The organism is Maribacter halichondriae (assembly GCF_027474825.1).
GTDB lineage: Bacteria > Bacteroidota > Bacteroidia > Flavobacteriales > Flavobacteriaceae > Meishania > Meishania halichondriae.
Genome location: NZ_CP107030.1, coordinates 368,705 through 394,466, shown reverse-complemented (window position 1 = coordinate 394,466; position 25,762 = coordinate 368,705). Strand labels below are relative to the sequence as shown.

21 protein-coding genes and 2 tRNA genes are annotated in these 25,762 nt (G+C 41.0%); 16 read left to right on the top strand and 7 right to left on the bottom strand.

Annotated features, from left to right (window positions below; translation table 11 throughout):
- Window positions 1-42 precede the first annotated feature (42 nt).
- Together N8A86_RS21330 and N8A86_RS01810 are read left to right on the top strand one after the other, a co-directional pair.
- The gene (locus tag N8A86_RS21330; RefSeq protein ID WP_337251717.1) at window positions 43-426 is read left to right on the top strand and encodes an aminopeptidase P N-terminal domain-containing protein; all 384 of its coding nucleotides are present in this window, start codon (window positions 43-45) and stop codon (window positions 424-426) included.
- Window positions 363-1,658 (top strand): M24 family metallopeptidase, encoded by a 1,296-nt coding sequence (locus tag N8A86_RS01810; RefSeq protein WP_337251716.1) that lies wholly within the window; start codon window positions 363-365, stop codon window positions 1,656-1,658. Before N8A86_RS21330 ends, N8A86_RS01810 begins: the two co-directional genes overlap by 64 nt.
- Here the strand turns inward: N8A86_RS01810 and thrC are convergent.
- From thrC to thrA, 3 genes are all read right to left on the bottom strand, one after another.
- Window positions 1,655-2,953, bottom strand: a complete 1,299-nt coding sequence (gene thrC / locus N8A86_RS01805) for a threonine synthase (RefSeq protein ID WP_273567516.1) — start codon at window positions 2,951-2,953, stop codon at window positions 1,655-1,657. The two genes, N8A86_RS01810 and thrC, sit on opposite strands and share 4 nt — an antisense overlap.
- Window positions 2,954-3,085: 132 nt before the next feature.
- The gene (locus tag N8A86_RS01800; protein ID WP_273567515.1) at window positions 3,086-4,012 is read right to left on the bottom strand and encodes a homoserine kinase; all 927 of its coding nucleotides are present in this window, start codon (window positions 4,010-4,012) and stop codon (window positions 3,086-3,088) included.
- Window positions 4,013-4,139: 127 nt separating this feature from the next.
- The gene (thrA, locus tag N8A86_RS01795) at window positions 4,140-6,587 is read right to left on the bottom strand and encodes a bifunctional aspartate kinase/homoserine dehydrogenase I (RefSeq protein ID WP_273567514.1); all 2,448 of its coding nucleotides are present in this window, start codon (window positions 6,585-6,587) and stop codon (window positions 4,140-4,142) included.
- A gap of 354 nt (window positions 6,588-6,941) precedes the next feature.
- Here thrA and N8A86_RS01790 point away from each other — a divergent pair, with 354 nt between their 5' ends.
- From N8A86_RS01790 to N8A86_RS01775, 4 genes are all read left to right on the top strand, one after another.
- On the top strand, window positions 6,942-8,495 hold the full coding sequence (locus tag N8A86_RS01790) for an NAD(P)H-hydrate dehydratase (protein ID WP_273567513.1): 1,554 nt from the start codon (window positions 6,942-6,944) through the stop codon (window positions 8,493-8,495).
- A 75-nt stretch (window positions 8,496-8,570) separates the two neighbouring features.
- The gene (locus N8A86_RS01785; RefSeq protein ID WP_273567512.1) at window positions 8,571-9,419 is read left to right on the top strand and encodes a helix-turn-helix domain-containing protein; all 849 of its coding nucleotides are present in this window, start codon (window positions 8,571-8,573) and stop codon (window positions 9,417-9,419) included.
- Window positions 9,420-9,535: 116 nt separating this feature from the next.
- The gene (locus N8A86_RS01780; RefSeq protein WP_273567511.1) at window positions 9,536-9,928 is read left to right on the top strand and encodes an ester cyclase; all 393 of its coding nucleotides are present in this window, start codon (window positions 9,536-9,538) and stop codon (window positions 9,926-9,928) included.
- A 15-nt stretch (window positions 9,929-9,943) separates the two neighbouring features.
- Window positions 9,944-10,483, top strand: a complete 540-nt coding sequence (locus N8A86_RS01775; protein WP_273567510.1) for a nuclear transport factor 2 family protein — start codon at window positions 9,944-9,946, stop codon at window positions 10,481-10,483.
- Between the two features lie 36 nt (window positions 10,484-10,519).
- Here the strand turns inward: N8A86_RS01775 and N8A86_RS01770 are convergent, their stop codons facing one another.
- Window positions 10,520-10,921, bottom strand: coding sequence for an STAS/SEC14 domain-containing protein (locus N8A86_RS01770; protein WP_273567509.1), 402 nt, complete (start codon window positions 10,919-10,921; stop codon window positions 10,520-10,522).
- A gap of 200 nt (window positions 10,922-11,121) precedes the next feature.
- Window positions 11,122-13,671 (bottom strand): ATP-dependent Clp protease ATP-binding subunit, encoded by a 2,550-nt coding sequence (locus tag N8A86_RS01765; RefSeq protein WP_273567508.1) that lies wholly within the window; start codon window positions 13,669-13,671, stop codon window positions 11,122-11,124.
- Between the two features lie 257 nt (window positions 13,672-13,928).
- On the opposite strand from N8A86_RS01765, the gene gyrA reads away from it, so the two are divergent.
- From gyrA to N8A86_RS21320, 3 genes are read left to right on the top strand one after another with little or no spacing between them, the layout of a single operon-like run.
- The gene (gene gyrA / locus N8A86_RS01760; RefSeq protein WP_273567507.1) at window positions 13,929-16,454 is read left to right on the top strand and encodes a DNA gyrase subunit A; all 2,526 of its coding nucleotides are present in this window, start codon (window positions 13,929-13,931) and stop codon (window positions 16,452-16,454) included.
- Window positions 16,455-16,492: 38 nt separating this feature from the next.
- Window positions 16,493-17,197 carry a tetratricopeptide repeat protein gene (locus tag N8A86_RS21325; RefSeq protein WP_337251715.1) on the top strand — a complete coding sequence of 235 codons (705 nt, stop codon included), beginning with the start codon at window positions 16,493-16,495 and terminating at the stop codon, window positions 17,195-17,197.
- On the top strand, window positions 17,176-17,754 hold the full coding sequence (locus N8A86_RS21320; RefSeq protein WP_337251797.1) for a tetratricopeptide repeat protein: 579 nt from the start codon (window positions 17,176-17,178) through the stop codon (window positions 17,752-17,754). Before N8A86_RS21325 ends, N8A86_RS21320 begins: the two co-directional genes overlap by 22 nt.
- A gap of 56 nt (window positions 17,755-17,810) precedes the next feature.
- Here N8A86_RS21320 and N8A86_RS01750 read toward each other — a convergent pair whose 3' ends face one another.
- Both N8A86_RS01750 and N8A86_RS01745 read right to left on the bottom strand, forming a co-directional pair.
- The gene (locus N8A86_RS01750; RefSeq protein WP_273567506.1) at window positions 17,811-18,563 is read right to left on the bottom strand and encodes a C40 family peptidase; all 753 of its coding nucleotides are present in this window, start codon (window positions 18,561-18,563) and stop codon (window positions 17,811-17,813) included.
- Between the two features lie 16 nt (window positions 18,564-18,579).
- On the bottom strand, window positions 18,580-19,755 hold the full coding sequence (locus N8A86_RS01745) for an acetyl-CoA C-acyltransferase (protein WP_273567505.1): 1,176 nt from the start codon (window positions 19,753-19,755) through the stop codon (window positions 18,580-18,582).
- A gap of 117 nt (window positions 19,756-19,872) precedes the next feature.
- Between N8A86_RS01745 and N8A86_RS01740 the strand changes: the two genes are divergently transcribed.
- The 7 genes from N8A86_RS01740 (at window position 19,873) to N8A86_RS01710 (ending at window position 25,757) form a co-directional block, all read left to right on the top strand.
- Window positions 19,873-21,921, top strand: a complete 2,049-nt coding sequence (locus N8A86_RS01740; protein WP_273567504.1) for an HD family phosphohydrolase — start codon at window positions 19,873-19,875, stop codon at window positions 21,919-21,921.
- Between the two features lie 123 nt (window positions 21,922-22,044).
- A tRNA-Ser gene (locus tag N8A86_RS01735) sits at window positions 22,045-22,128 on the top strand.
- 33 nt (window positions 22,129-22,161) lie between these two features.
- Window positions 22,162-22,236, top strand: a tRNA-Pro gene (locus N8A86_RS01730).
- A gap of 226 nt (window positions 22,237-22,462) precedes the next feature.
- The gene (locus N8A86_RS01725; RefSeq protein WP_273567503.1) at window positions 22,463-23,071 is read left to right on the top strand and encodes a phage integrase SAM-like domain and Arm DNA-binding domain-containing protein; all 609 of its coding nucleotides are present in this window, start codon (window positions 22,463-22,465) and stop codon (window positions 23,069-23,071) included.
- Window positions 23,047-23,709, top strand: coding sequence for a site-specific integrase (locus N8A86_RS01720; RefSeq protein WP_273567502.1), 663 nt, complete (start codon window positions 23,047-23,049; stop codon window positions 23,707-23,709). Before N8A86_RS01725 ends, N8A86_RS01720 begins: the two co-directional genes overlap by 25 nt.
- A gap of 296 nt (window positions 23,710-24,005) precedes the next feature.
- Window positions 24,006-25,331: a DNA methyltransferase gene (locus tag N8A86_RS01715; RefSeq protein WP_337251796.1), complete on the top strand. Its 1,326-nt coding sequence runs from the start codon at window positions 24,006-24,008 to the stop codon at window positions 25,329-25,331.
- Window positions 25,332-25,406: 75 nt separating this feature from the next.
- Window positions 25,407-25,757, top strand: coding sequence for an ATP-binding protein (locus N8A86_RS01710; protein WP_273567501.1), 351 nt, complete (start codon window positions 25,407-25,409; stop codon window positions 25,755-25,757).
- Window positions 25,758-25,762 lie beyond the last annotated feature (5 nt).

The window sequence follows — 25,762 nt, the reverse complement described above, 5'->3', positions numbered from 1 at the left end:
GTTTTACAAAAAATGGTATTTTGAGCCATTAAAAATATTCACATGTTCAGGACAATCCTATTTGCCGCAATGATTATTTTAACTTCGCTCACCTGTTGGGCGCAGAATACACCTACCGACTTCCTCCCAGCTGATTTTCATAAGGAAAGAAGGGATAAGGTGCGCAAGTTGATGCCGCCCAATAGTATAGTCGTATTGTTCGCGAATGCAGAACGTAATCGTGCTAACGATGTAGATTATATTTATCATCAAGATCCTGATTTCTATTATTTAACAGGCTATAAAGAACCGAACGCTGTTTTGGTAGTTTTTTCCGAGAATCAAAAGATTCCGACGGCAAAGAGTACAATGAACTTCTTTATGTGCAGGAGCGAGATCCTTTGGCGGAACAATGGAACGGCAAACGGTTGGGTGTCGAAGGCGTGAAAAAGGAATTAGGTTTTGATATGGCCTTTAACGGAAGTGAATTTATGAACCTAAACATAGATTTCACTTCTTTCGATAAGGTCTCTTTTTTTGATTTTAACAATGATGTCAGGGATAAAAGGGGCGATGCCGATTTGTTCGATTTGATAAGAAGCTTCAAGATAAAAGCCGAGTATCCTGCTGATTATAGCGCAACCAAACAGCAATTATATACGAGGATCCAATCAACCGATGTGGAGAACAGTGCCAATGTAGCACAGACCTTGGGCCGTTATTTGAACTACGATGCCAAACTAAAGGAAGATGAACTGTTAAGTGGTTTTATGAATGCCAAAGATGACGCCATACGAAGCGAGATAAAGCAAAAGGTAAGTTTGAAACTAAAGGCGAATAACCTTGATTCAAGTATGATTTCTGAAATCATGTCCACCTTACGGGAAACAAAGACCGAAGAAGAAATGGTGCTTTTGAAAAAGGCCGTCGAGATTTCGGCAGTGGGTCAGGTGGAAGTGATGAAAGCGATGCACCCCAATATGTCGGAAACTGAAATTCAAGGGGTACACGAATACGTTTACAAAAAATATGGTGCTGAATATGAAGGATATCCTTCAATAGTAGGAGGAGGTAATAATGGTTGTATTCTCCATTATATTGAAAACAACAAGACCCAGGTCGGCAATGATTTGGTTTTGATGGATTTGGGTGCGGAGTACCATGGGTATACGGCCGATGTAACCCGGACCATTCCGGCGAACGGAAAGTTCTCACCAGAGCAGAAACAGATATATGATATTGTTTATGATGCGCAGGAAGCGGGAATTAAAGCAAGTACTGTCGGTGCACCTTTTCAGGCACCGGGTAGTGCCTCTAGTGAAGTAATTGCCGAAGGCCTTATGAAATTAGGAATTATAAAGGAAGCCAAGGAAGCCAGAACCTACTTTCCGCATGGCACTTCACATTACCTGGGATTGGATGTTCACGATAAAGGTACCTATGGACCGTTTCAAGCAAATACAGTGATTACGGTAGAACCGGGAATTTATATTCCTGAAGGAAGCGATTGCGACAAAAAGTGGTGGGGCATCGCCGTACGCATTGAAGATGATATTCTGATTACCGACAACGGCCCGGTCAATTTATCTGCTGGAGCCCCAAGAACTACAGAAGCGATTGAAGCAGTTATGAAACAACCAAGTCCGCTGGATGATTTTGTACTTCCTAATCTAGATTAGCAACCCTCTAGCAAAAAGTTTTTAAGCTCGTCATACTTTGTGATGTGGATGGATTTTTTATCCTTTCCCATTACTTTCTGGATTTGAGAGGGAATTTCCACGGATATACCGATTGTCTCTTCGACAACATCCAAAAACTTGACCGGATGGGCAGTTTCCAAAAAGATTCCGTAATTATCGGGATGCAATTCTTGATATTTTTTTAGTCCCAGATAACCTACCGCGCCATGGGGGTCGGTAATATATCCGCTATTTGTATAAATGTGCAACATTGCCTCTCGCGTTTCGGAATCGGTAAACATATAGGAGGAAAGATTTTTGGAAAGTTCTTCAAAATTATCGCCATACAAATGGCGGATGCGAACAAAATTGCTTGGGTCGCCGACGTCCATGGCATTCGATATGGTTGCGGACGAAGGTTTTGGAACATATTCCCCCGTTTTCATAAATTCAGGAACCGTATCGTTGAGATTGGTGGAAGCGATAAAATGCTTGACAGGCATTCCTAGCTTTTGGGCGACCATACCGGCACAAACATTTCCAAAATTTCCTGAAGGAACAGAAAAAACGATTTCTTTGTTTTTTGATTTGGCCTGTTTGTAAGCAAATAGAAAGTAGAAAAGTTGGGGAAGCCATCGGGCTATGTTGATTGAATTGGCCGAGGTCAGTTTCATCTTCTTCAATAATGCCTCATCCAAAAAAGCGGTCTTGACCATTTTCTGACAATCGTCAAAAGTACCATCGACTTCCAATGCTGTTATGTTCTGGCCTAGTGTCGTCAATTGCCGTTCTTGAATATCGCTGACTTTTCCGCTCGGATAAAGAATGACAACATTTACTCCCTTAACTCCTAAGAATCCATTGGCAACTGCGCCACCGGTATCCCCAGAAGTAGCCACTAAAACGGTAACTTCTGAATTTTCTCCCTCCGAAAAATAACCCATACAATTCGCCATGAATCGGGCGCCAACATCTTTAAAGGCCATGGTAGGGCCGTGAAAAAGTTCCAAAGTGGCCACATTTTCTTCGATCTCGACTACCGGAAAATCGAAGTCCAAAACGTTGGCAAGAATCTCTTTTAATTTCTCATTGGGAATATCATCAGAAACAAATTGATGAATGGAATTGAACGCGATTTCGTGATTGGAAAGTTCTTCGATTCTTTCAAAAAAACTTGAAGGTAACGGTTCGATACTTTCAGGGAAGTACAAACCTCTATCGGGGGCAATTCCTGTAATGACGGCGTCCTTAAATGAGACGTTGGGTGCTTGGTTATTTAGGCTGTAGAAGTTCAATGTGTTAATTTGAAAATTTTATTAATTTGAAAATGGCTGGATGCTAGAAGCACGAAGCACGATGTTTTATAAAGGGATTTTACCATGAATATTTTATTAGAGCACCGAGCACCGAGCACCGAGCACCGAGCATCAGACATCAAGCATCCGCACGCCTTCAACATTTATCTTAGAAACATGCACATCATAATCAATTCCAATATTTTTATAGACGTTCTTCATACTTTCGGCAACTTTTTTGGCGGCCGTTTCCCCTTTGCTAAAGGCAAAAATCGAGGGTCCGGAGCCTGAAATTCCACAACCGAGGGCACCTGCTTTCAGGGCACCTGATTTTACTTCGTCAAAACCAGGAATCAAAATCGAACGAATGGGCTCAACAATATGATCGACCAACGACCTTCCGATCAAATCGTAATCGCTTGTGAAAAGTCCTGCGACGAGTCCGCCAACATTGCCCCATTGTTTGATGCCCTGAGCGAGCGTAATATTAGTTCGCAGCACACTTCTCGAATCGGAAGTCTTCACTTCGATTTGCGGATGAATTACCGTAGCGTACAATTCGCTCGGGGTATTGATTTCGATAATGTCCAAAGGTTCATAACTGCGTACCAAGGTGAATCCGCCGAATAGGGCAGGGGCCACATTGTCTGCATGGGCCACACCACTTGCCAGGCGTTCACCTTCCATGGCGAATTTTACCAAATCGAGCTTTGAAAACGGTCCGTCCAACAATTCGTTCATTGCCCAAACAGCACCCGTAGAACTTGCCGCACTACTACCGATACCGCTACCGGCCTTTATTTTTTTATAGATTTCGATTTCGAACCCGCCATCGTAATCCGATTTTTCCAAAAAGGCCAAACCTGCTACTCCGGCAACATTTTTTTCAGTTTCTAGCGGAAGGTCTTGACCGGTCAATTTTGTAATACGGATTCCTTTTTCGGAAACTTTTCGAACGATCATTTCATCGCCAACAGCATCCAAAGCTACGCCCAGCACATCAAATCCGCAGGATATGTTGGCGATGGTCGCTGGGCAGAATATTTTGATTTCGTTCATTTGTTTCGTCATTGCGAGCGAAGCGCGGCAATCTATTTTAGTTTGATTCAAAATGTAGCAGATCGCCGCGTCGCGTTAAAATTTGTTTTGTACTCAACTATTTTCCCCGCTCCTCGCGAAGTTGGGTTTAAAAATTTCCGATTCGGATAATGTCAGCAAAAATCCCAGAAGCGGTAACATCTGATCCGGCCCCGGCTCCTTTAATGATCATCGGTTGGTTGGGGTAGCGTTCCGTGTAAAATAAAACTATATTATCACTTCCTTCCAAATTATAAAAATCATGACCTTTCGGAATTTGCTCTAAACCTACACTAGCTTTTCCATCTTCATATTGTGCGACATATTTTAGCTTGCTATCATTTTCCATCGCATCCTTATACATTTTCTGAAACTCGGCTTCATATTTTCTAAGGGATTCGAAAAAATCCTCGTTATTGCCGGTATCCAAACTTTCCTTTGGCAAAAAGGACTTATTTTCTATATCATCAATTTCCAATTCGTTTCCACTTTCACGTGCCAATATCAGTATTTTTCGCATCACATCCACACCGCTAAGATCTATTTTAGGGTCGGGTTCGGTATAGCCTTCCTCTTGCGCCTGTTTTACCACATCGTGAAATGTCGTTTTATCGCTGAAATTATTGAAGACGAAGTTCAGGCTTCCCGAAAGTACGGCCTGAATTTTCAATACTTTATCCCCGGAGACAATCAGATGCTTTAACGTATCAATAATGGGCAATCCTGCTCCCACATTGGTCTCAAAAAGGAACGGGGCGTTATATTCGTTCGCTAAATGCTTGAGGTTTCTATAGATGGCATAATCAGAAGAACAGGCTATTTTATTACAAGTCACTACAGAGATACTATTGCCCAAATACGATGCATAGGTAGCTGCTACTGCATCACTTGCCGTATTATCAACGAAGATGCTATTTCGATAATTGAAGTGTTGTACCGTTTCGAAAAATATATCCCTGTCCGCTTTTTGACCTTCGGCCAATAATGTCTCCCAGTTTTTCAACGAGAGGCCGTTTTCGTCAAAAGCCATTGTGCGGGAATTTGAAATACCGATGACCCTCAAATTTAATTTGAGGTTGTCTTTTAAAAATTTTCGTTGTTTTTGAACTTGGGCCAAAAATTTCGATCCTACATTGCCCACGCCCATTACAAATAGATTGAGCTGTTTGGTGTTTTCTTCAAAAAATTCTTCATGCAGGGCATTCAAGGCCTTCTTGACATCGACATTTCGAATTACGGCCGAGATGTTCCGCTCCGAGGCCCCCTGTGCGATTGCTCTTATGTTTACATTGTTTTTGCCCAAGGTGCTGAACATTTTTCCGCTCAAGCCTTGGTGGCTTTTCATCTGATCGCCGATAAGTGCGATGATGGCGAGGTCAGTTTCGGCTTTGACGGGATTTATTTTACCTTGGGATATCTCAAAAGAAAAGGCCGAATTGATTTTTTCAACGGCTTTGCCCAGATCCTTATCCGAGATTCCTACACAAATAGAATGTTCAGAAGAGGCTTGCGTAATCAGTACAACATTGATACCCGCTCTTGAAAGCACATCGAAAAATCGAGCTGAAATACCCGGTATGCCCACCATTCCCGGCCCTTCCAAGGTGAGTATTCCAATATGTTCTACGGAACTGATTCCACTGACTACTTTCTTTTTTTCACGGTGGTCTCTCGAGACAAGGGTACCATAGGCTTCAGGGTCGAACGTATTCTTAATGTGCAAGGGAATATTCTTCGTCAATACAGGTTGAATGCTAGGTGGATATAAAACCGATGCACCAAAGTGTGACAGTTCCATGGCTTCTTCATAGGATAGTTGCGGAATGGGTTTGGCTTGTTTTACGATTTTTGGGTTGGCGGTGTACATACCGCTTACATCGGTCCAGATCTCCAGTACCTCGGCATCTGTTGCGGCCGCGATTATGGCGGCCGTATAATCGGATCCACCGCGACCCAATGTAGTTGTATTTCCCATAGCCGAAGATCCAATGAAACCCCCCATTACGGTTATCAGATGCTCTGTCTTGTCAAAATATTCGACACACTCCGTGTTCGTCATCTCAAAATCGACCACCGCTGCACCGTAGTTTTCATCGGTTCGGATAATTTCCCTGCTGTCTTTGAAAGTGACATCCAGGCCTTCCTCCTTAAAAAAGGAGCTAATGATGTAAGAGGACATTCGTTCACCATAGCTCACAATTTTATCGGATAATTTTGGGGTAAGTTCCCCAATCGAAAAAGTTCCTTCTAACAGACTTTCCAAATCGTTTATTTCCGATTTTATTTTGCTTAAAATACTACTTTGAACTTGTATAGGAAGCAATTCCTTTATCACGGTCAGGTGCCTTATTTCAATCTCTTTTATAGTTTTGGTGTAGGAAGTATCGTTTAACGCCGCACTTTCCGAGGCCTTTAGCAATAAGTCGGTAATTCCGCCAAATGCCGAAACCACAACCGCAATGGCACTGCCGCCGGTGTTTTTTAATACAATGTTTTTGACCTTAATGATGTGCTGTGCGTTGGCGACCGAAGTGCCCCCAAATTTCAATACTTTCATTTTGAAAACGGATTTTACTCGATAATCGAGATTTATATGCTCCGACGCTTGCGTCGAAATCAAACAATGAATTTCCTTTCAATGCCTCGCGGGACTTGCCCCGAGGTAATTTACAAAAGGTGGATTTCAAATGAGAAAAAAAGAACTAAAAGACGGACGAAAAAAATAGTTGCTTACCCCACAGGGGTCGTGGTAATACAATCTATGGCAGACGGTGAGGAGTGGATTACTATGTACGAATTGAGAACGCCCATTTTTCTTATAAAGCATCAAAAGTAGTACTTTTAGTATCCCAATCAAATGTTTGCACTTATTTTTAGAGAATCGTCAATAATTCACTCTTACTTTTAGTAAATGAAGCTTTTTACCGCCCAACAAATATATGCCGCTGATAAATTCACAATAGAGAAACAGCAGATTACAAGTGACCAGTTGATGGAACGGGCCGCCATTCAGATATTCAATTGGATTCACAAACGTATGCAAGGTGCGCAGGTAAAGATTCATCTGTTCTGCGGAATAGGTAATAATGGGGGTGACGGAATCGCCCTTGCCAGACATCTACAGGAACATGGGTATAACATTGCCGTGTACGTCGTGAATTATAGCAAGACGCGCTCAAAGGATTTTTTGATCAATCTTGAACGGTTGAAAGATAGAAAAGTATGGCCCGAATTTTTGGAATCGGATGACACCCTTCCACAAATAGGTAGGGATGATATTATCGTTGATGCCATCTTTGGAATCGGTCTCAACCGTCCGCCGGATAAATGGGTGATGAAGCTTATGGAGCATCTACACGAGTCTGAAGCCTTTATTCTTTCGGTGGATATCCCCTCCGGATTGTTTACCGATAAAATACCGGCCAATCCAAGCGGTATTATAAAATCGAATTATGTACTCAGTTTTCAAGCGCCAAAATTGGTTTTTTTCATGCCGGAAACAGGTATCTATGTCAACCAGTGGGAAATTTTGGACATTGGCCTCGACCCCGAATTTTTAATGACCAACGAGACGGAATATGAACTGATAGGAAAAAATGAGATGCTGCCGTTATACAAACCTCGTGAGAAATATTCGCACAAGGGTACGCATGGCCATTCGTTGATTATTGGAGGCAGTCATGGAAAAATTGGAGCGGTAATTCTTGCTTCGAAGGCGTGTCTGCATTCCGGTAGTGGCTTGGTCACCGCCTATGTGCCCGAATGTGGATATCTTTCTTTGCAGACTGCCTTACCCGAGGCAATGGTGATTACCGATACCAACGAACGTACGATTGGAAAGATTGATTTTAATATTGATCCTTCTGTGGTCGGAGTTGGGATTGGCTTGGGCACGAATACGGAAACCGTGAAAGCTTTTTGCGATTTTCTTAAAAAGAATAAGGTTCCTTTGGTCATCGATGCGGATGCTTTGAATATTATTTCTGGGAATAAGGAGTTTTTGAAAATGCTTCCAAAACAATCGATTTTGACCCCTCACCCCAAGGAATTGGAACGACTTGTCGGCAAGTGGAAAGATGATTTTGATAAACTCAAAAAAGTCAAGACCTTCTCAAAAAAACACGATTGTATCGTCTTGATAAAAGGGGCGCATACCATCACTGTGTATGATGAAAAAGGATATGTGAATATGACCGGAAACCCAGGAATGGCAACCGCAGGCACAGGCGATATTTTGACGGGTATTATAACAGGTCTGGTGGCTCAGGGATACGAGCCATTGAATGCCGCTGTCTTTGGCGTTTATCTACACGGCAGGGCAGGAGATATCGCAGTTGAGTATACGGGATATCAATCGTTGACCGCTTCGGCAGTTATAGAATCGATAGGAAAAGCATATATAGATTTATTCGAAATCCCCGAAGCTCCTAGACAAGAAGAAGTTCCCGCCGGTTCGGAAGAGTAGTCAATGGGTTCTTAGGGAGGTTTGGAAACCTTTGTCTTAAACACTATCTTATAGGTATTCTTATTACTAGTTCTTATGTCATTTGCCATCAATGCCGATCTTGTTCCCTTGTTCCGTGGACTGGTCACGGGCCTTCGGCCTTTTGCCGTAGCGCAAGAGGTGGAGTTGGAATTTGAATCTTCGGTTGAAACGTTACAGGCTTCTTATAATCCAGAGGAAGTACTTTCTGAAATTACGGTATTGCTAAGCCGGGTAGTGACTTTTACTCCACAATCCTATTCTATCAAAGTTTCAGTAGGTCGATGTATTGAGAACGAGGATCGGTGTATTCTTTCCATAGAGAATACCGGGGTAGATCTTTCTCGATTAGGAGAGATTCTCTCGGCGGTTAAAAACGGTCTTTTGGTTGAAAAACTGAGCCAGGGAACTCGCTTTATAGTTTCGATTCCTACAAAGCAAGATAGCATGATGCCCACTAAATCAGGTGTAAACGGAAGTTTATTGCCCAAAAAATATCCAATGTATTTTTCCGCGGTCAGTCAAAGGCTTAGTTCCCATTTTTCGAATACCGAACATTTGGAAAAGGCCGCTGCGTTAAAAAGTAACAGTGAGGGAGTTTTTTTGAAGAAAGTCAATGCGGTCATACATTCACATATTTCAAATCCCGATTTTAAGGTAGATGCCTTGGCCGATGCCATGGCCTTGAGTCGAACACAATTGTTTCGAAAAATTAAGAACCTTACCCAAATGTCTCCCCAACAATATTTGCGATTCGTACGATTGGAAAAAGCAAAAAAGCTCCTACAATCAAAAGATAAAGATTTGAACGTAAGTGAAGTTTGTTATGAGGTAGGTTTTGCAAGTAAAAGTCATTTTACGCGCTCTTTTCAAAAAAGTTTGGTTTTAACCCTTCCGATTTTATAAAGGCCAAAATGTAACCTAGGCGCAATTTTTTGCAACATTCGGTCAATTAGGGTCTTAAAAGTCGCCCTAACTTTGATGTGTATAATATAGATGTAATATTCAAAAAACTCAATCTTATGGATAGTCTAAAGAAAAACAGGGAATTCATCATTAAGTATTTCAATGCAATTTCAGGTGTCGAAAAGACACGTGAACTATGTGAAGAATATACCAATGATGAAAAATTGATAGAGCACATTCAATTTTTTGATGGGGCGTTTCCCAAGTACGAACTTTTTGTCGAGGAAATGGTTACCGAAGGTAATAAAGTAATCGTTCAGGGTAGGGCCACGGGAATCCACGAACGTGAATTTAGCGGTATTCCACCTACAGGTAGAAAAATGGACTTACCTTTTGTTATTCGTTACACCATCGAAAATGGTAGAATAACAGACCACTGGCTTATTGCCGATCAGATGATATTGATGGAACAATTAGGTGTGATGCAACCCCAGACTACAGCGTCTTAAAATTATAAAGAAAAAATGATAAAAAAACTAGTATATGGTCTGGCCGTTTGTGGCCTGTTGTCTTGTGGTGGACCAAAAAATGAGGGTGTTCAAGAAAATCAAATATCTCAATTACAGGCTTTTGAGTCGAGGCTATCCGAGGAAGAAAGCACAAGAAATTTCATTAAGAATTACTTGAGGGAATTGAATTCATCGGATTGGAAAACCAAACTTCCCAACTACCTTCAACCAAACCCAGAAGAATTTTTAGAGGAACATTCCAAATTTAGAGAATCCTTCCCCAATTATAAATCGACAATCAAACATTTGACCGTAGAAGGAAATGAAGCCATCGTTTGGATCAATATAACCGCTAATTATGCGGCATCACATACTTTTGAGGGCAGCGATTATGGCGACGAAATAATTAAAGGTATCGAACCTAAAAATCAGGCACTTTCGTGGGATGAGATTTGGCACTTCGATGTAGTCGATGGCAAATTTGGCGACAAGTGGGATTTTCTAAAAGACAATCACAAGGTGCTAAAAGATTTAAATGCTGATAAATCACCTTAACATCAGGGTTTATCCAATTTGTTTGCCGCTTGGGTTCTATTTACTCTTTACCCGTTGTTTGACCCAAGCAAGTGCGTTGTCGAACTCGATAAAGAATTTCATAGGCTTTTTATAGAAAAGCTTCTCGATTTTGAAATTGTGCATATCGATTTCTTTTACCGATACGATGGCCAGTGCCTTTAGGTTGTCCAACTCCCTTAAATAACTATAAATGGTAGGGTCAATGGCATAGGAGTTTTTTCTCAGGCTTATGTAACCAAAATTCTTTTCCCTAAAATGAATTTCGGAAATGCCTATAATTTGGTAAGCGCGTTCCAACGTTAGTGTCGCCCCTTCTTCAAATATGGCGACCATATAGTTTTCAAATACCTGAATAACTCCGATGTCTAACTGATATTCCCTTACGATAATTGTCTTTTTCGGTTGTCCCACTCTCATTTCATCTGTGTTATAGTGTCTGCAACGAATGTAGATGTAACCGTAAAGACTGTAGAAAATATTAGATTAAACGCTTAAATATCGTTTATACTGCTTTTTGAGCAGTTTTACTGTGATTCAATTCTTACGACTTCATTTTATGCCATAAAAAAAGGGAGTCAATTTGTATGACTCCCTTATCTTAAAATTCTTACTTTAATTTATGTTTTAGACGATTTTTCCGCTTTTTTGATTTTTATGGTCAATTCATCTTTTTTGGTATCCAGGTCCATAAAAATACTATCGCCTTCCTCTAGTTTGGAATTTACGATTTCCTCTGCCAATGCATCTTCAATATATTTTTGAATGGCACGCTTTAACGGACGGGCCCCATATTGTTTGTCGAATCCTTTCTCAGCTATATAGTCTTTTGCCTTATCTGTTAGCTTAAGGTCGTAACCTATATCCGAAATACGCGCATAGAGCTTACGTAATTCGATATCGATGATTTGATGGATATGTTCCCTCTCCAAAGGATTGAACACGATAACATCATCTATACGATTCAAGAATTCAGGGGCGAAAGCCTTTTTCAAGGCACTTTCGATAACACTTTTCTGATACGTATCTTCCTGCGATTTTTTAGCCGCCGTACCGAAACCGACCCCTTGTCCGAAATCTTTTAATTGACGCGCTCCAATATTTGAGGTCATTATGATTATTGAATTCCGGAAGTCTATCTTTCTACCGAGACTATCGGTTAAGTATCCATCATCCAAAACCTGTAATAACATATTGAACACATCAGGATGTGCTTTTTCGACCTCATCCAAAAGAATAACCGAATACGGTTTACGCCGCACCTTTTCGGTCAACTGGCCACCTTCTTCATATCCTACATATCCCGGAGGTGCTCCGACCAATCTAGATATAGCGAATTTTTCCATGTATTCGCTCATGTCGATACGTATCAAGGCATCTTCCGAATCGAACAATTCTTTGGCCAGCACTTTGGCCAATTGGGTTTTTCCCACCCCTGTTTGTCCCAAGAAAATAAAACTTCCTATGGGTTTGTTGGGGTCCTTGAGTCCGGCCCTGTTTCTTTGAATGGCTTTGGCAACTTTGGCGACCGCCTCATCTTGACCTATAACATTTGCCTTTATCAGATTGGGCAGTTCGGCCAATTTGTTGCTTTCGGTCTGTGCTATTCTGTTTACAGGAATACCGCTCATCATAGAGACCACATCGGCCACGTTGTCTTCAGAAACGGTTTCTTTGTGCTGTTTACTATCTTCTTCCCACTTTTCTTGGGCCGTGGCCAAATCTTTCTCTATTCTCTTCTCGTCGTCACGCAATTTGGCAGCTTCTTCATATTTCTGCTTTTTGACTACGCTGTTTTTCAATTCACGCACATCTTCAAGCTGCTTTTCGAGTTCCAAGATCTGTTTTGGCACATCCATATTAACAATGTGTACTCGAGACCCGGCTTCGTCCAAAGCGTCAATGGCCTTGTCCGGTAAGAATCTATCCGTCATATAGCGATGCGTCAATTTCACGCAAGCGATAATTGCTTCATCGGTATATTGAACATTATGGTGTTCTTCGTATTTACCTTTGATATTCTGCAGGATTTCAATAGTCTCATCGACCGTGGTAGGCTCAACGATGACTTTTTGAAAACGACGTTCCAAAGCACCGTCTTTTTCAATGTATTGACGATATTCGTCAAGTGTGGTTGCACCGATACATTGTATTTCGCCACGGGCCAAGGCCGGTTTGAACATATTGGATGCATCCAGGCTTCCTGTTGCTCCTCCCGCACCAACTATGGTATGAATCTCATCGATGAAGAGAATGACATCCTCATTTTTTTCCAGCTCGTTCATTACGGCTTTCATGCGTTCTTCGAACTGCCCCCTATATTTTGTTCCGGCCACCAAAGAAGCTAAATCCAAGGTAACCACACGTTTGTTGTACAAGATCCTAGAGACCTTTTTATTGATGATGCGCAGTGCCAATCCCTCTGCGATGGCGCTTTTTCCAACACCTGGCTCGCCAATGAGCAATGGATTGTTCTTCTTTCTCCGGCTTAAGATTTGTGATACCCGCTCGATTTCTTTTTCTCTTCCAACAACAGGGTCTAATTTATTTTCCTCTGCCATTTTGGTTAAATCCCTCCCAAAGTTATCGAGTACAGGGGTCTTTGATTTTTTGTTGCCCTTTTGGCTTGAAGTGGACCCAAAAGTTCCTTCTTTTGCATCGCCCATGTCATCGGAATCTCCCGGAAAAGATTCCGAAGTAGGAGAATCGATGATTTCGTCATCACTGGTAATCATAAATTTGAACTGTTCCTTTACACCATCATAGTCCACTTTCAACTTATGTAGCAGTTTTGTGGTCGGGTCGTTTTCGTTTCTGAGAATGCAAAGTAATAGGTGCGCCGTATTGATCGATGAGCTTTGAAAAAGTTTTGCTTCAAGAAAAGTGGTTTTCAGGGCCCTTTCAGCCTGTCGCGTCAGATGTAGATTTTTTTTGTCTTTTTGAGTTCCTGAAGGGTTCGGATTAGACGGGCTTAAAATTTCTACTTTTCGTCTTAAATGATCCAAATCGACCTCCAATGCATCGAGAATGCTGATTGCTTTTCCATTACCATCGCGCAAAAGGCCCAACATCAAGTGCTCGGTGCCAATGAAGTCATGGCCCAATCTCAATGCTTCTTCTTTGCTATATGCAATTACGTCTTTTACCCGCGGTGAGAAATTATCATCCATAAATTATCCTTTCAAATATAAAATTAGTAAATCTAGGCCAAACAGAAACAAATACTGTACCCATAATCGATAAACTAGTGTGAAATGACGAAAAAAGCATCGATTTACAAAATAATTAACATTGTAATTGTTAATTATAGCTAACGCAAAAAGTGTTGATAAATTATTGAATAAAGTAATTATAATTTGTTTTGAAAGGTTTGATTTTGCGTATATTGGCATGCTTTTTTAACACAAATAAAACTCAAGATTTTTAAATGGCTGAAGGAGAAAAATTGATTCCGATCAACATAGAAGATGAAATGAAATCTGCCTACATCGATTATTCGATGTCGGTCATTGTGTCACGTGCCCTGCCCGATGTAAGGGATGGTCTCAAACCGGTGCACAGAAGGGTTCTTTACGGAATGTATGAACTGGGGGTGCGTTCAAACAGTGCCCATAAGAAATCTGCGCGTATCGTTGGTGAAGTGTTGGGTAAATACCACCCGCATGGTGATACATCGGTATACGACTCAATGGTGCGAATGGCGCAAGAATGGAGTTTACGCTATATGTTGGTCGATGGACAAGGAAATTTCGGCTCCGTAGACGGTGATAGTCCTGCCGCGATGCGATATACCGAAGCGCGCATGCGTAAAATAGCGGATGACATGTTGGCCGATATCGATAAAGATACCGTCGATCATCAACTCAATTTTGACGATTCACTTCAAGAACCGACCGTTTTACCGACAAGAGTTCCGAACCTATTGGTCAACGGCGCTTCAGGAATCGCGGTGGGGATGGCAACCAACATGCCGCCGCATAATCTTTCGGAAGTAGTCGACGGTATCATAGCCTACATAGAGAACAACGATATCGAAATTGACGAATTAATAACCCATATCAAGGCACCCGATTTTCCTACGGGAGGTATTATTTATGGATACGATGGTGTAAAAGAGGCATTCCACACGGGTCGTGGAAGAGTCGTAATGCGTGCCAAAGCTACTTTTGAAGAGGTTCAAGGCAAGGAGTGTATCATTGTGACGGAAATTCCGTACCAGGTGAATAAGGCCGATATGATCAAAAAGACCGCTGACCTGGTCAATGAAAAGAAAATCGAAGGAATTTCAATGATCCGTGACGAATCGGATAGAAAAGGAATGCGTATCGTTTACATTCTCAAACGGGATGCAATTCCCAATATCGTCTTAAATACACTTTATAAATATACGGCGCTTCAGTCTTCCTTTAGTGTCAACAACATTGCCTTGGTAAAAGGCAGACCGCAGATGCTCAATCTGAAGGATATGATCCATCATTTTGTGGATCATCGACATGAAGTAGTGGTAAGAAGGACCAAATTCGAGCTTAAAAAGGCCGAGGATAGGGCCCACATTTTAGAGGGACTTATCATCGCATCTGATAATATCGATGAGGTCATTGCGATTATACGTGCTTCCGCCAATGCTGATGAAGCAAGGGAAAACTTGATGGAACGCTTCAAACTAACTGAAATACAGGCTAAGGCTATCGTAGAAATGCGACTTCGTCAACTTACCGGATTAGAGCAAGACAAGTTGCGTACCGAGTATGATGAAGTAATAAAGACCATTGCCGATTTGAAGGATATACTTGATAAGAAGGATCGAAGAATGGAAATCATAAAGAGCGAGCTTCTTGAGGTCAAGGATAAATATGGCGACGAACGACGTTCGGAAATCAATTTTGCCGGTGGAGATTTGAGTATCGAAGATATGATTCCTGATGAACAAGTGGTGATTACCATCTCACATGCGGGATATATCAAGAGAACCCCCCTTACCGAATACAAAACACAAAATAGAGGTGGAGTAGGTCAAAAAGCATCATCGACAAGGAACGAGGATTTCTTAGAACATCTCTTTGTAGGTACCAACCATCAATATATGTTGTTCTTTACACAAAAAGGAAAATGTTTTTGGATGCGGGTCTATGAAATTCCGGAAGGAAGTAGAACCTCAAAAGGTAGGGCGATACAAAATCTTATAAACATCGAGAACGATGATAAGGTCAAAGCTTTTATCTGTACCCAAGATTTAAAAGATGAAGACTATGTGAATAGTCATTATGTGATTATGGCTACCAAGAAAGGTGTAGTCAAGAAAACATCCCTAGAGCAATATTCCAGACCTCGTCAAAATGGAATCAATGCCATAGGAATTAGAGAGGGAGATGAACTTCTAGAGGCAAAACTGACAACGGGTACAAGTCAAATTTTCTTAGGTTTGAAATCTGGAAAAGCGATTCGGTTCGAGGAAAGCAAGACCCGCCCCATGGGTAGAAATGCTTCAGGTGTTCGCGGAATTACTTTGGCCAACGACGATGATGAGGTGATAGGTATGGTTTCGGTACATAATTTCGAGGACGAACTTTTGGTCGTCTCGGAAAATGGTTACGGAAAACGTTCAAGTATCGAAGATTATCGCATAACCAATAGAGGCGGTAAAGGAGTGAAGACCATATCGGTTACCGATAAAACGGGAAGTTTGGTGGCCATTAAAAACGTCACCGACTCAGATGACCTTATGATTATTAACAGGTCAGGAATTGCGATTCGTATGAGCGTTGAAGACCTGAGAGTTATGGGGCGTGCTACACAAGGTGTCAAGTTGATCAATATAAAAGGTGACGATTCCATTGCGGCAGTGGCCAAGGTCATGAAAGACGAAGATGCCGTTGAAGGCGCCGACATACTTGATATTGAGGTAGATACCGAAGATGGCACGGCTATTGATGAAGGGAGTAGCGAAGAATGAAAATAATTTTTTAAACACTAATATTTAATTAAATCGAAATGAAAACTAAAGTTCTAATACTAGCGGCCATGTCTTTTGCAATGGTCGGATTTGCGCAGAAAGATGAAATAAAAACTGCGGAAAAAGCCCTTAAGGGTGGTGATTCGATGGCAGCAAAAACAGCTCTTGAAGCGGCTGCGGGTTCAATATCAGGGGCCGATGAAAAATTGCAAGCGCAATACTATTTTGTAAGAGGTAAGGCCTATGCAGACTTGGCAAAAAAAGGTGATGCAAGTGCTTTTCAAGAGGCCGCGACCTCCTTTCAAAAAGTAATAGAAGTTGAAGAAAAAAGTGGTAAGGCCAAGTACGGTGTTGAGACCAAACAACATATGGCAGCTCTGACCGCTGATTTGGTAAATGCAGCTGTAAAGGACAATGGTGAAGAGAAGTATAAAGAGGCGGCCGAGAAATTGTACACCAGTTTCAAAATAAGCCCTCAAGATACATCTTACCTTTACTATGCAGCCAGTAGCGCGGTAAAAGGTGGGCACTACGATCAGGCATTGGGCTACTATGAAGAGCTTAAAGATGTAGGCTACGACGGTAGTGGCACAGTATTTAAAGCCACAAATATTGAATCTGGAGAAGTAGAGGAAATGGATAAAATTCAGCGTGATCTAATGGTCAAGTCGGGTACCTATAAAGACCCTATCGATGAGAAGACGCCCTCCAAAAACCTGAGATCGTTAAGAACATTGCATTAATTTATTCGGAGACCGGTCAAGATGATAAGGCTTTGGCGGCATATGACGAGGCACGAGCTAACGACCCTGAGGATATTAATCTGATTATCAATCAGGCCAATCTTTATTATTCAAAAGGAGATTTGGACAAATTCAAATCATTGATGTCGGAAGCTACCGCTTTGGCACCAGACAACGCTGATTTACATTACAATATTGGAGTTATCAGTATGGAGCAGGGCAATATGGAAGAAGCTAGGGCTGCATATCAAAAAGCTTTGGAAATAAAGCCTGATTACACCAATGCGCAACTAAACCTTTCCACTACCTATGTTAATGAGGGCAACAGTTTCATTGACGAAATGAATTCTTTGGGAAATTCAAAAAGTGATATTGCCAAATACGAAGAATTGAAGGGAAAAAAGGACGACCTTTTCAAGCAAGGAGCCCAAGTTTTGGAGGATGCTTTGAAAACAACCCCTGATAGCAAGAGCATCATGGAACAACTTAAGAATATCTATGGTGCCATGGGCGACAATGAAAACTTCATGCGTCTTAAAAAGATGATGGGCGAATAATATTCGCAACGAAGTAAGTAGTAAAAAATCCTTCCCGATTTTCGGGAAGGATTTTTTTATACGATTTTTTTGATGACCCGTAGCTTATGGGTGTAGTTTCCTAATTCGGTATTGAAAATACCGGTATGGTCCAAACGATCGATCCTGACTTTTCCGTAAACATGAATGATGTAATTGTCACCCATAATGATGCCGACATGATCTATAGTTCCTTCTGAATTATCAAAGAAAGCCAGATCCCCGACTTCACTTTCCTCGATAAAACTCAAGGCGGTTCCTTGGGTTGCCTGTTCACCGGCCTTTCGAAGTAAGTTATAACCGTTGATTTTATAGACCATTTGGGTGAATCCGGAACAGTCGAGCCCGAAAGGAGTTCTGCCGCCCCAGAGATACGGCGCATTCAAATAGAGCAATGCTGTATTGATGAGGTTCGATTTAGAAGATTCAGAAAATGTAGAATAACCTTCGTATGTATGCTTTAAGATGGTGACAGTGTTAATGGTAGCACCTAACACTATCGGAATGAGAATATTGTTTTCCGTCTCGATGTACGAAACAAGATCTGAAACACATTTTTTATTTTCAGATTTCTCGATTTCTTGATATTCCTGCTCCGTAATGGTGAATATTTGTTCATTACTGACCCAACCTTCACATCCATCTAGGGCCATTCTAATTTGACTCCAAGATTTTCGCTGTACAAGTATTTTAAAATGTTCGCCGTATAAAATTTGAGAAACCATTTCACTCGAGTGGTCCGTAGCGGATCGAATGGGAACAATGCTAAGCGCGCAAATACCGTATTGCATCTATCTAGGGAAGAAATTAAAGTTTTTGGAGAACTATCGCCGAAGCTCCACCACCACCGTTACAGATGGCCGCAGCGCCTATTTTTCCATTGTTTTGTTCCAATACACTAAGTAATGTAACCATAATACGGGCTCCTGAACAGCCCAAGGGATGCCCTAAGGAAACCGCCCCACCGTTTACATTGACATTTTTATCGGTCAGGCCCAGTAATTTCATGTTGGCGAGGCCAACGACCGCAAAAGCCTCATTGAATTCGAAGTAATCGACATTGTTCATTGGAATTCCGGCTTTGTCCAGTGCTTTTGGCAATGCCTTTGCAGGTGCGGTGGTGAACCATTTAGGTTCTTGGGCCGCATCAGCGTATCCGATGATCTTGGCAATGGGTTTAAGGTTTAACTCGGCCGCTTTATCCGCACTCATAAGTACAAGGGCCGCTGCCCCGTCATTGATGGTGGAAGCATTGGCAGCGGTAACCGTTCCATCTTTTGAAAATGCAGGCCGTAAAGACGGAATCTTTTCCATTTTTACGTTTTTATATTCTTCATCTTCTTTGACGATGATGGGTTCACCTCTCCGTTGCGGAACTTCGACGGATACCACCTCGTTATTGAATTTTCCGGTTTTCCAGGCCTCCTCAGATCTTTTATATGATTGTATGGCAAAAGCATCTTGGTCTTCACGACTGAAATTATGTTCCACCGCACAAGCGTCGGCACAAACTCCCATCGCATTTTGGTCATACACGTCGACCAAACCGTCTTTCTGCATCCCATCAATGAGCGTTGAAGGTCCAAATTTAGTTCCGTTGCGCAGATGTATATAGTGCGGTATCAGACTCATATTTTCCATCCCTCCGGCAACCGCTATCGAAATGTCGCCTAACGCAATGGCTTGGGCAGCCTGCATTACCGCTTTCATACCCGAAGCGCAAACTTTATTTATGGTCGTACACGGAACGCTATCCGGAATTCCTGCATAAATCGCAGCCTGTCTAGCAGGAGCTTGCCCGGTACCTGCCTGTACTACATTTCCCATAAGCACTTCTTCTATCGATTCTGGATTCAAATCGATTTTTTCAAGAGCTCCTTTAATGGCCACAGCACCCAATTTAGGTGCAGGAACCGTTGATAGGGCTCCCATAAAACTTCCTATAGGAGTTCGCGTCGCTGATACTATAACTACTTCCTTCATATTACAAATTTCCTTGTCTTGCGAAATTAATAAATTAATGACCAATCAAAATGGCAATTGGGCCAAAAGACCTTTTTAAGTTTATATTTTCTATTTTTGATTTTAGATATCTCCTTCATGCGAAACTTCCTGGAAAAGCTGTTCAAAAACCAATCCCGCATTTACAAATTTTTCCTGTATTTGGTTACTACGGCCTGTATTGTATTTTTTTTTCCAAAAGGAGGAAAATTTAAGTACGAGTTTGAGAAAGGCAAACCATGGCAATATGAAAATTTGTATTCCCCTTTTGATTTTTCGGTTAAAAAAAGCGAACCAGAGCTGGAAAAGGATCAAAAAAAGACAAGGGACGCGCATTTGGATTATTATCGATACGACAGTGACATCCAAAGAGAAGTATATGCGGAATACGATAAAAAATTTCCGACCATTTTTAGCGCCGATACCTATAATGAGAATCAACGGATTACACTGAAGCAGGTGGGCCAAGAGATTTTAGATTCCCTATATGAAAACGGAATCTTTAAAGAAACAGAAGTTTCAAGTGCGGACCGACAAGTATATTTGGTCAAAAATAACGAGGCAGAACGGAGGTCGGCCCAAAACGTATATCGTGTAAGAGATGTTAACAAGGTAATTCAGACTGTTATACAAAAAAGGGGTTTGAGGAGCTTTGGCAATCAATACGAGAATTTATTTTTCGATTTGGTCAAACCCAATGTATTTTTTGATCAAGCCCTTTCTAAAAAAGCACTTGACGATGAACTGTCAAAAATTTCAACGACCAGGGGAACGGTCGATGAAGGCAAATTGATTATAGCAAAAGGTGAGGTGGTACAGGCCGATAATCTAAAGGTTCTCGAATCTTTACGGTCGGAATTCGAATCTGAACTCTGGACGGCCAAGAATTACTATTTTATTTTGGCGGGTTATACCGTTTTGGTTGCATTGGTTTTGATTATGCTTCTTCTCTTCTTGAAAAAATACAGACGCTCTATTTACAACAACAGTACCAAGGTAACCTTTATATTCTTTAATATTTTACTGATGGTTTTTGTGACCACATTGGTCTTAAAGTATGATGAGGCCTATGTATTCGTAGTTCCGTTATGCATACTCCCCCTGATATTAAAAACATTTTTCGACGCTAGGCTCGGGTTGTTCGCACACGTCTTGACTATTCTGATCTTGGGGTTTGTAGTACCCAATAGCTTTGAATATATATTTCTTCAGATTATAGCGGGAATAGTAACTATTTTAAGCGTTTCAGAACTCTACAAGAGAGCGAATCTTTTTATTTCGGTTGGCCAGATTACACTTATCTATATAATAGGATACCTCGCATTTCATATCATCCATGAAGGTAATCTGGATAATATCGTTTGGCTAACCTTGGGTCTGTTTTTATTGAACGGAATGATTACACTCTTTGCACAGCCGCTGATTTATATCTATGAAAAATTGTTCGGACTGGTTTCCGATGTTTCATTGTTGGAACTTTCCGATACCAATTCGAAATTGTTGAAAGAACTATCGAATAAGGCCCCTGGCACCTTTCACCATTCATTACAGGTAGCCAATTTGGCAGAAGCCGCCGCCAACGAAATAGGGGCCAATGCAATGCTGGTGAGGGTAGGGGCCCTGTACCATGACATTGGTAAGATGAACCACCCCACGTATTTTACCGAGAACCAAATTACCAATGTAAACCCACATGATGAGCTTTCGCCCAAGGATAGCGCAAAGATCATAGTGAACCATGTAATCGACGGAATAGAGATAGCCCGAAAGAACAAGCTACCAGATCGAGTAATCGATTTTATAAGATCTCATCATGGCACTACGATGGTCTATTATTTTTACAAAAAACAGCAAGAGCTCGAGGAGGATGTTGATGAGGCTGATTTTACATATCCGGGCCCCATTCCTTTTTCTAAGGAAACTGCTATTTTAATGATGGCAGACTCGGTAGAAGCGGCTTCGAAAAGTCTTAAAAACCCGACGTTCTTAATTATTGATGAGTTCGTCGATAAAATAATTGCCGGCCAAATGAGTGCCAATCAGTTCTTGAACGCAAACATTACTTTTAAAGAAATCGAACTCATCAAGAAAATCTTCAAACAGAAATTGACGAATATCTATCATTTACGGGTAGAATACCCCGAATAGCTCAAGGTTTTCAAGGGAATAAAAAAAGTAAATAATTTGTTGTTTAATAGTCATGGAAAAATGTACATTTGCAACCGCATTTTATCACTGATTCGGTGGTGCATGTTCATTGAAGAAATTACAGGAGAGGTGCCGGAGTGGTAACGGAGCAGATTGCTAATCTGTCGACGCGTAAGTGTCGCATGGGTTCGAGTCCCATTCTCTCCGCAATTTTCTTTGAAACATTTAATTCACACCATTCGGGGTGTAGCGTAGCCCGGTTATCGCGCCTGCTTTGGGAGCAGGAGGTCGCAGGTTCGAATCCTGCCACCCCGACTTAACTATTTTCATATAGTTGCATGACGTTGCAAATCGCTTGATTTGCAACGTTTTATGTTTTTAGGGGGTCCAGATGAAACCTCATGAAACCACCTGAAAACACCTCGCTGGTGTGGGATTCGGGAATTGGACACCACAGTATTTTTTGTACATTGAAGTAGCTTTTGAAGGTATTTGACCTCGTGTTTTTTACTGTTCATTTATTAATTTAAAGCTACGTAATATGTTAGAAAACAGTAGATTATCCGTCGTATTCATTACCAGAAAACTCGAAAGGGAAACCGAAAATTTGATGCTTTATGCTCGGATTACCGTGGACGGTAAAAGAGCTGAATTTAGTATCAATCGGGAATTGAAAGCCTCTTTATGGGATAATAGGAGTAAAAGAGGTAAGGGATTTTCCAAATATGTCATCTCTTTAAACAAGTATCTAGATCAAATTTTTACAGGATTACATGAAGCGCATCGGCAACTTTTGCAGGATGATGTAGACATAACCTCGGCCATGATTAAGGCCAGGTATCTGGGTCAAGATGAGCGATACAAAACTTTACTTGATTTAATTACGTACCACAATACTTCAATGCAAACCGTACTTAGAAAAGGTACGATGAAAAACTACTACAGTACGGAACGTTGCATCAACGAATTCTTGAAAGAAGAAAAGGGCATTGAGGATATTCCGCTCAAAAAACTGAACTACGGTTTTATTGTTGATTTCGAACAATATATAAGAAAGTACAAACCAGCCACACGAATGGGTTGTGCCAACAATGGCACCATGAAACACATGGAACGCCTTAAAAGATGTCCAGATTGGCCGTCAAATTAGAATGGCTAGAGAAAGACCCATTCATAAATTTTAAACTCCGCTTTGAAAAAGTGGAACGCCAATTTTTGACCGAACGGGAGCTACAAATAATAGAAGAAACCTCTTTTAAAGTGCCAAGCACTCAACATATAAAAGACCTCTTCATCTTTGCCTGTTATACCGGGTTGTCTTTTATTGACGTACAAGAATTAAAAGCCGACCATTTGGTAAAGGGTATGGATGGTAACGATTGGCTGTATACAAAAAGAACAAAGACTGATGAACCTTTAAAAATTCCTTTGCTACCCAAGGCAAAGGAAATCATAGATAAATATAAAGATGACCCTGATTTATACGAAAGTGGCCGATTGCTACCCTTGTATAGCAACCCAATGATTAACCGGACATTAAAGGATATAGCAAAAGTCTGTGGTATTCGTAAAAAAGTAACCTTTCATGTGGCGCGGCATACTTTTGCAACAGCAATTACACTTTCAAATGGAGTCCCTATTGAAACAGTTTCAAAGCTTTTAGGGCATACAAAGTTGTCTACAACCCAAATTTATGCAAGAGTGGTTGAGAAGAAGGTGGGGGAGGATATGCAGAATTTGATGGCGCACATGAGGGAAAAGAGTGATAGAGCCGAGGAAGTTTCTTAGGTTGTACTTTAATGTCTTACGTTCTTTAACTTAAGCTTCGGAAAAAAAGTTTATATGGTATCATCTGAGAAATTTATTCTATAAAACTTCTTTAAAAATGTAATGGAACACTTTTATTGCTGTTCGAAGCGTAGGGAAAAGGTGCATAATGATATAAAAATTCAAATTTTAATAGCTTTATATTTTGACGCGCTCCTGAGGGCCTCATACTTCTTCACTAGTAAGCCCAGGTCGTTTAGTTTGAGACATTCTAAGACTGGTATATATTATTAAAGTGTATTTTTGTTACATTGTGAATCACAGATAAATATGCCATTAATAAAAAAAGCGTTAAATCAATTTCAAGAGTAGAAAAGGGGCTCACACCTGAAGAAACAGATCAACTACTTGTTAAAGAAATTGAACACGCTACTGCAGAAAACTCTGATGTTTGGACTTGTCCAGACTCTAACCGTAGGGAGTATTGCCACAGTTTTTTTCAATATCCGGCCATGATGGTTCCAGCTGTTCAGAAAAAATTGATAGATATTGTTTCATCTGTAGTAAAGGGAACCAAGAATATGATTGATCCAATGATGGGTTCGGCTACAACCCTGGTTGCCTCAATGGAAAATGGGTTGAACTGCTACGGGCAGGATATAAACCCATTGGCGGTATTGATTTCAAAAGTGAGAACAGGCCCATTTCTAGTTGAAGGAGCAAAGCAACAAGCCATGCATTTGATGAAGCGCATTGAGTCTGACAAAAATGACAAAATTGAAAAAGAATTTAAAGGAATTAACAAGTGGTTTAAGCCAGTAACACAGCAAGAATTATCAAAAATTGTTCGTGGAATTCGTGAAGAAGAAAATCTAAATGTCAGACGTTTTTTTTGGGTAGTGCTGGCCGAGACAGTGAGGGTTTCTTCTAATGATCGAACATCCACTTTCAAATTGCATATTCGACCAGAGGATGAAATAGATAGGCGTGTTTTTTCGGCAATTGATGTCTTTGCACTTCACTTAGATAAGACTTTGGAAGACTACGAAGCTCATACTGTACTTTTAGCTAATTCTGGACAGCTAGTCCAAGAATCCTATCGAGCAGAAGTGCATATTAGAATCGAAGATTCCAAAGCCAGTATATATTGCCCAACCAAAGAGCCATTTTACGATTTGCTGGTCACCTCACCGCCATATGGCGATAATAAAACTACTGTAACCTACGGTCAATATTCCTATCTTCCTTTGCAATGGATTGATTTAAATGATATTGACGCCAAGGCTACTGAAGATTTTTTGAGAACCACTTTGGAAATTGATTCACGTTCTCTTGGCGGAAAATTGACCGAAATTGATTCGGAAAAAGTTGACGAACTATGTAAACAAAGCCCATCTTTCCTGAGGACTCGTAAAGCCATAGAAAAGGTTAATGATTCACTTGTAAAAAAGGTAGATGCTTTTTTGCTTGACCTGAATCAAACAATTGCGAATATATTTGAGGTGATGAAGCCTAATAGTTATCAAATTTGGACGGTAGGCAATCGCAGAGTTGGAGGGATAGAAATTCCGAACGCTGCTATTATTACAGAATTAATTGAAAAAAACAGGGAAAGTTGGTGTCAACAGTGGAACGGGAAATAATTCGGAAGCGAATGGCAAAGCGAAACTCTATTTCGGCACTAATAAATACTGAGGACATTTTAATCTTTAGAAAACTTGGCTGAAAAACCGCATTTCGATATTAGTGCCGCAGTAATCAGGCAATTAGGGGAAGAACTGGTCACAGACGAAGTGACAGCCATTATGGAGTTGGTGAAAAATGCCTACGATGCTGATGCCGATTGGGTAATTGTGGAAGTAAATACGAATGACAAGTATGCAAATCCAGATTGCTTTTATAAAAATACTTTACCAGGCTATATTGTTATTCATGATGATGGATTTGGTATGTCGGAAAGCGACATACGCGACAAGTGGATGAAAATATCATTGTCATTCAAAAAGCAATTCAAACTGGAAGGACATACCACACCAAAAGAAAGAACACCCTTAGGCGAAAAGGGGTAGGGCGT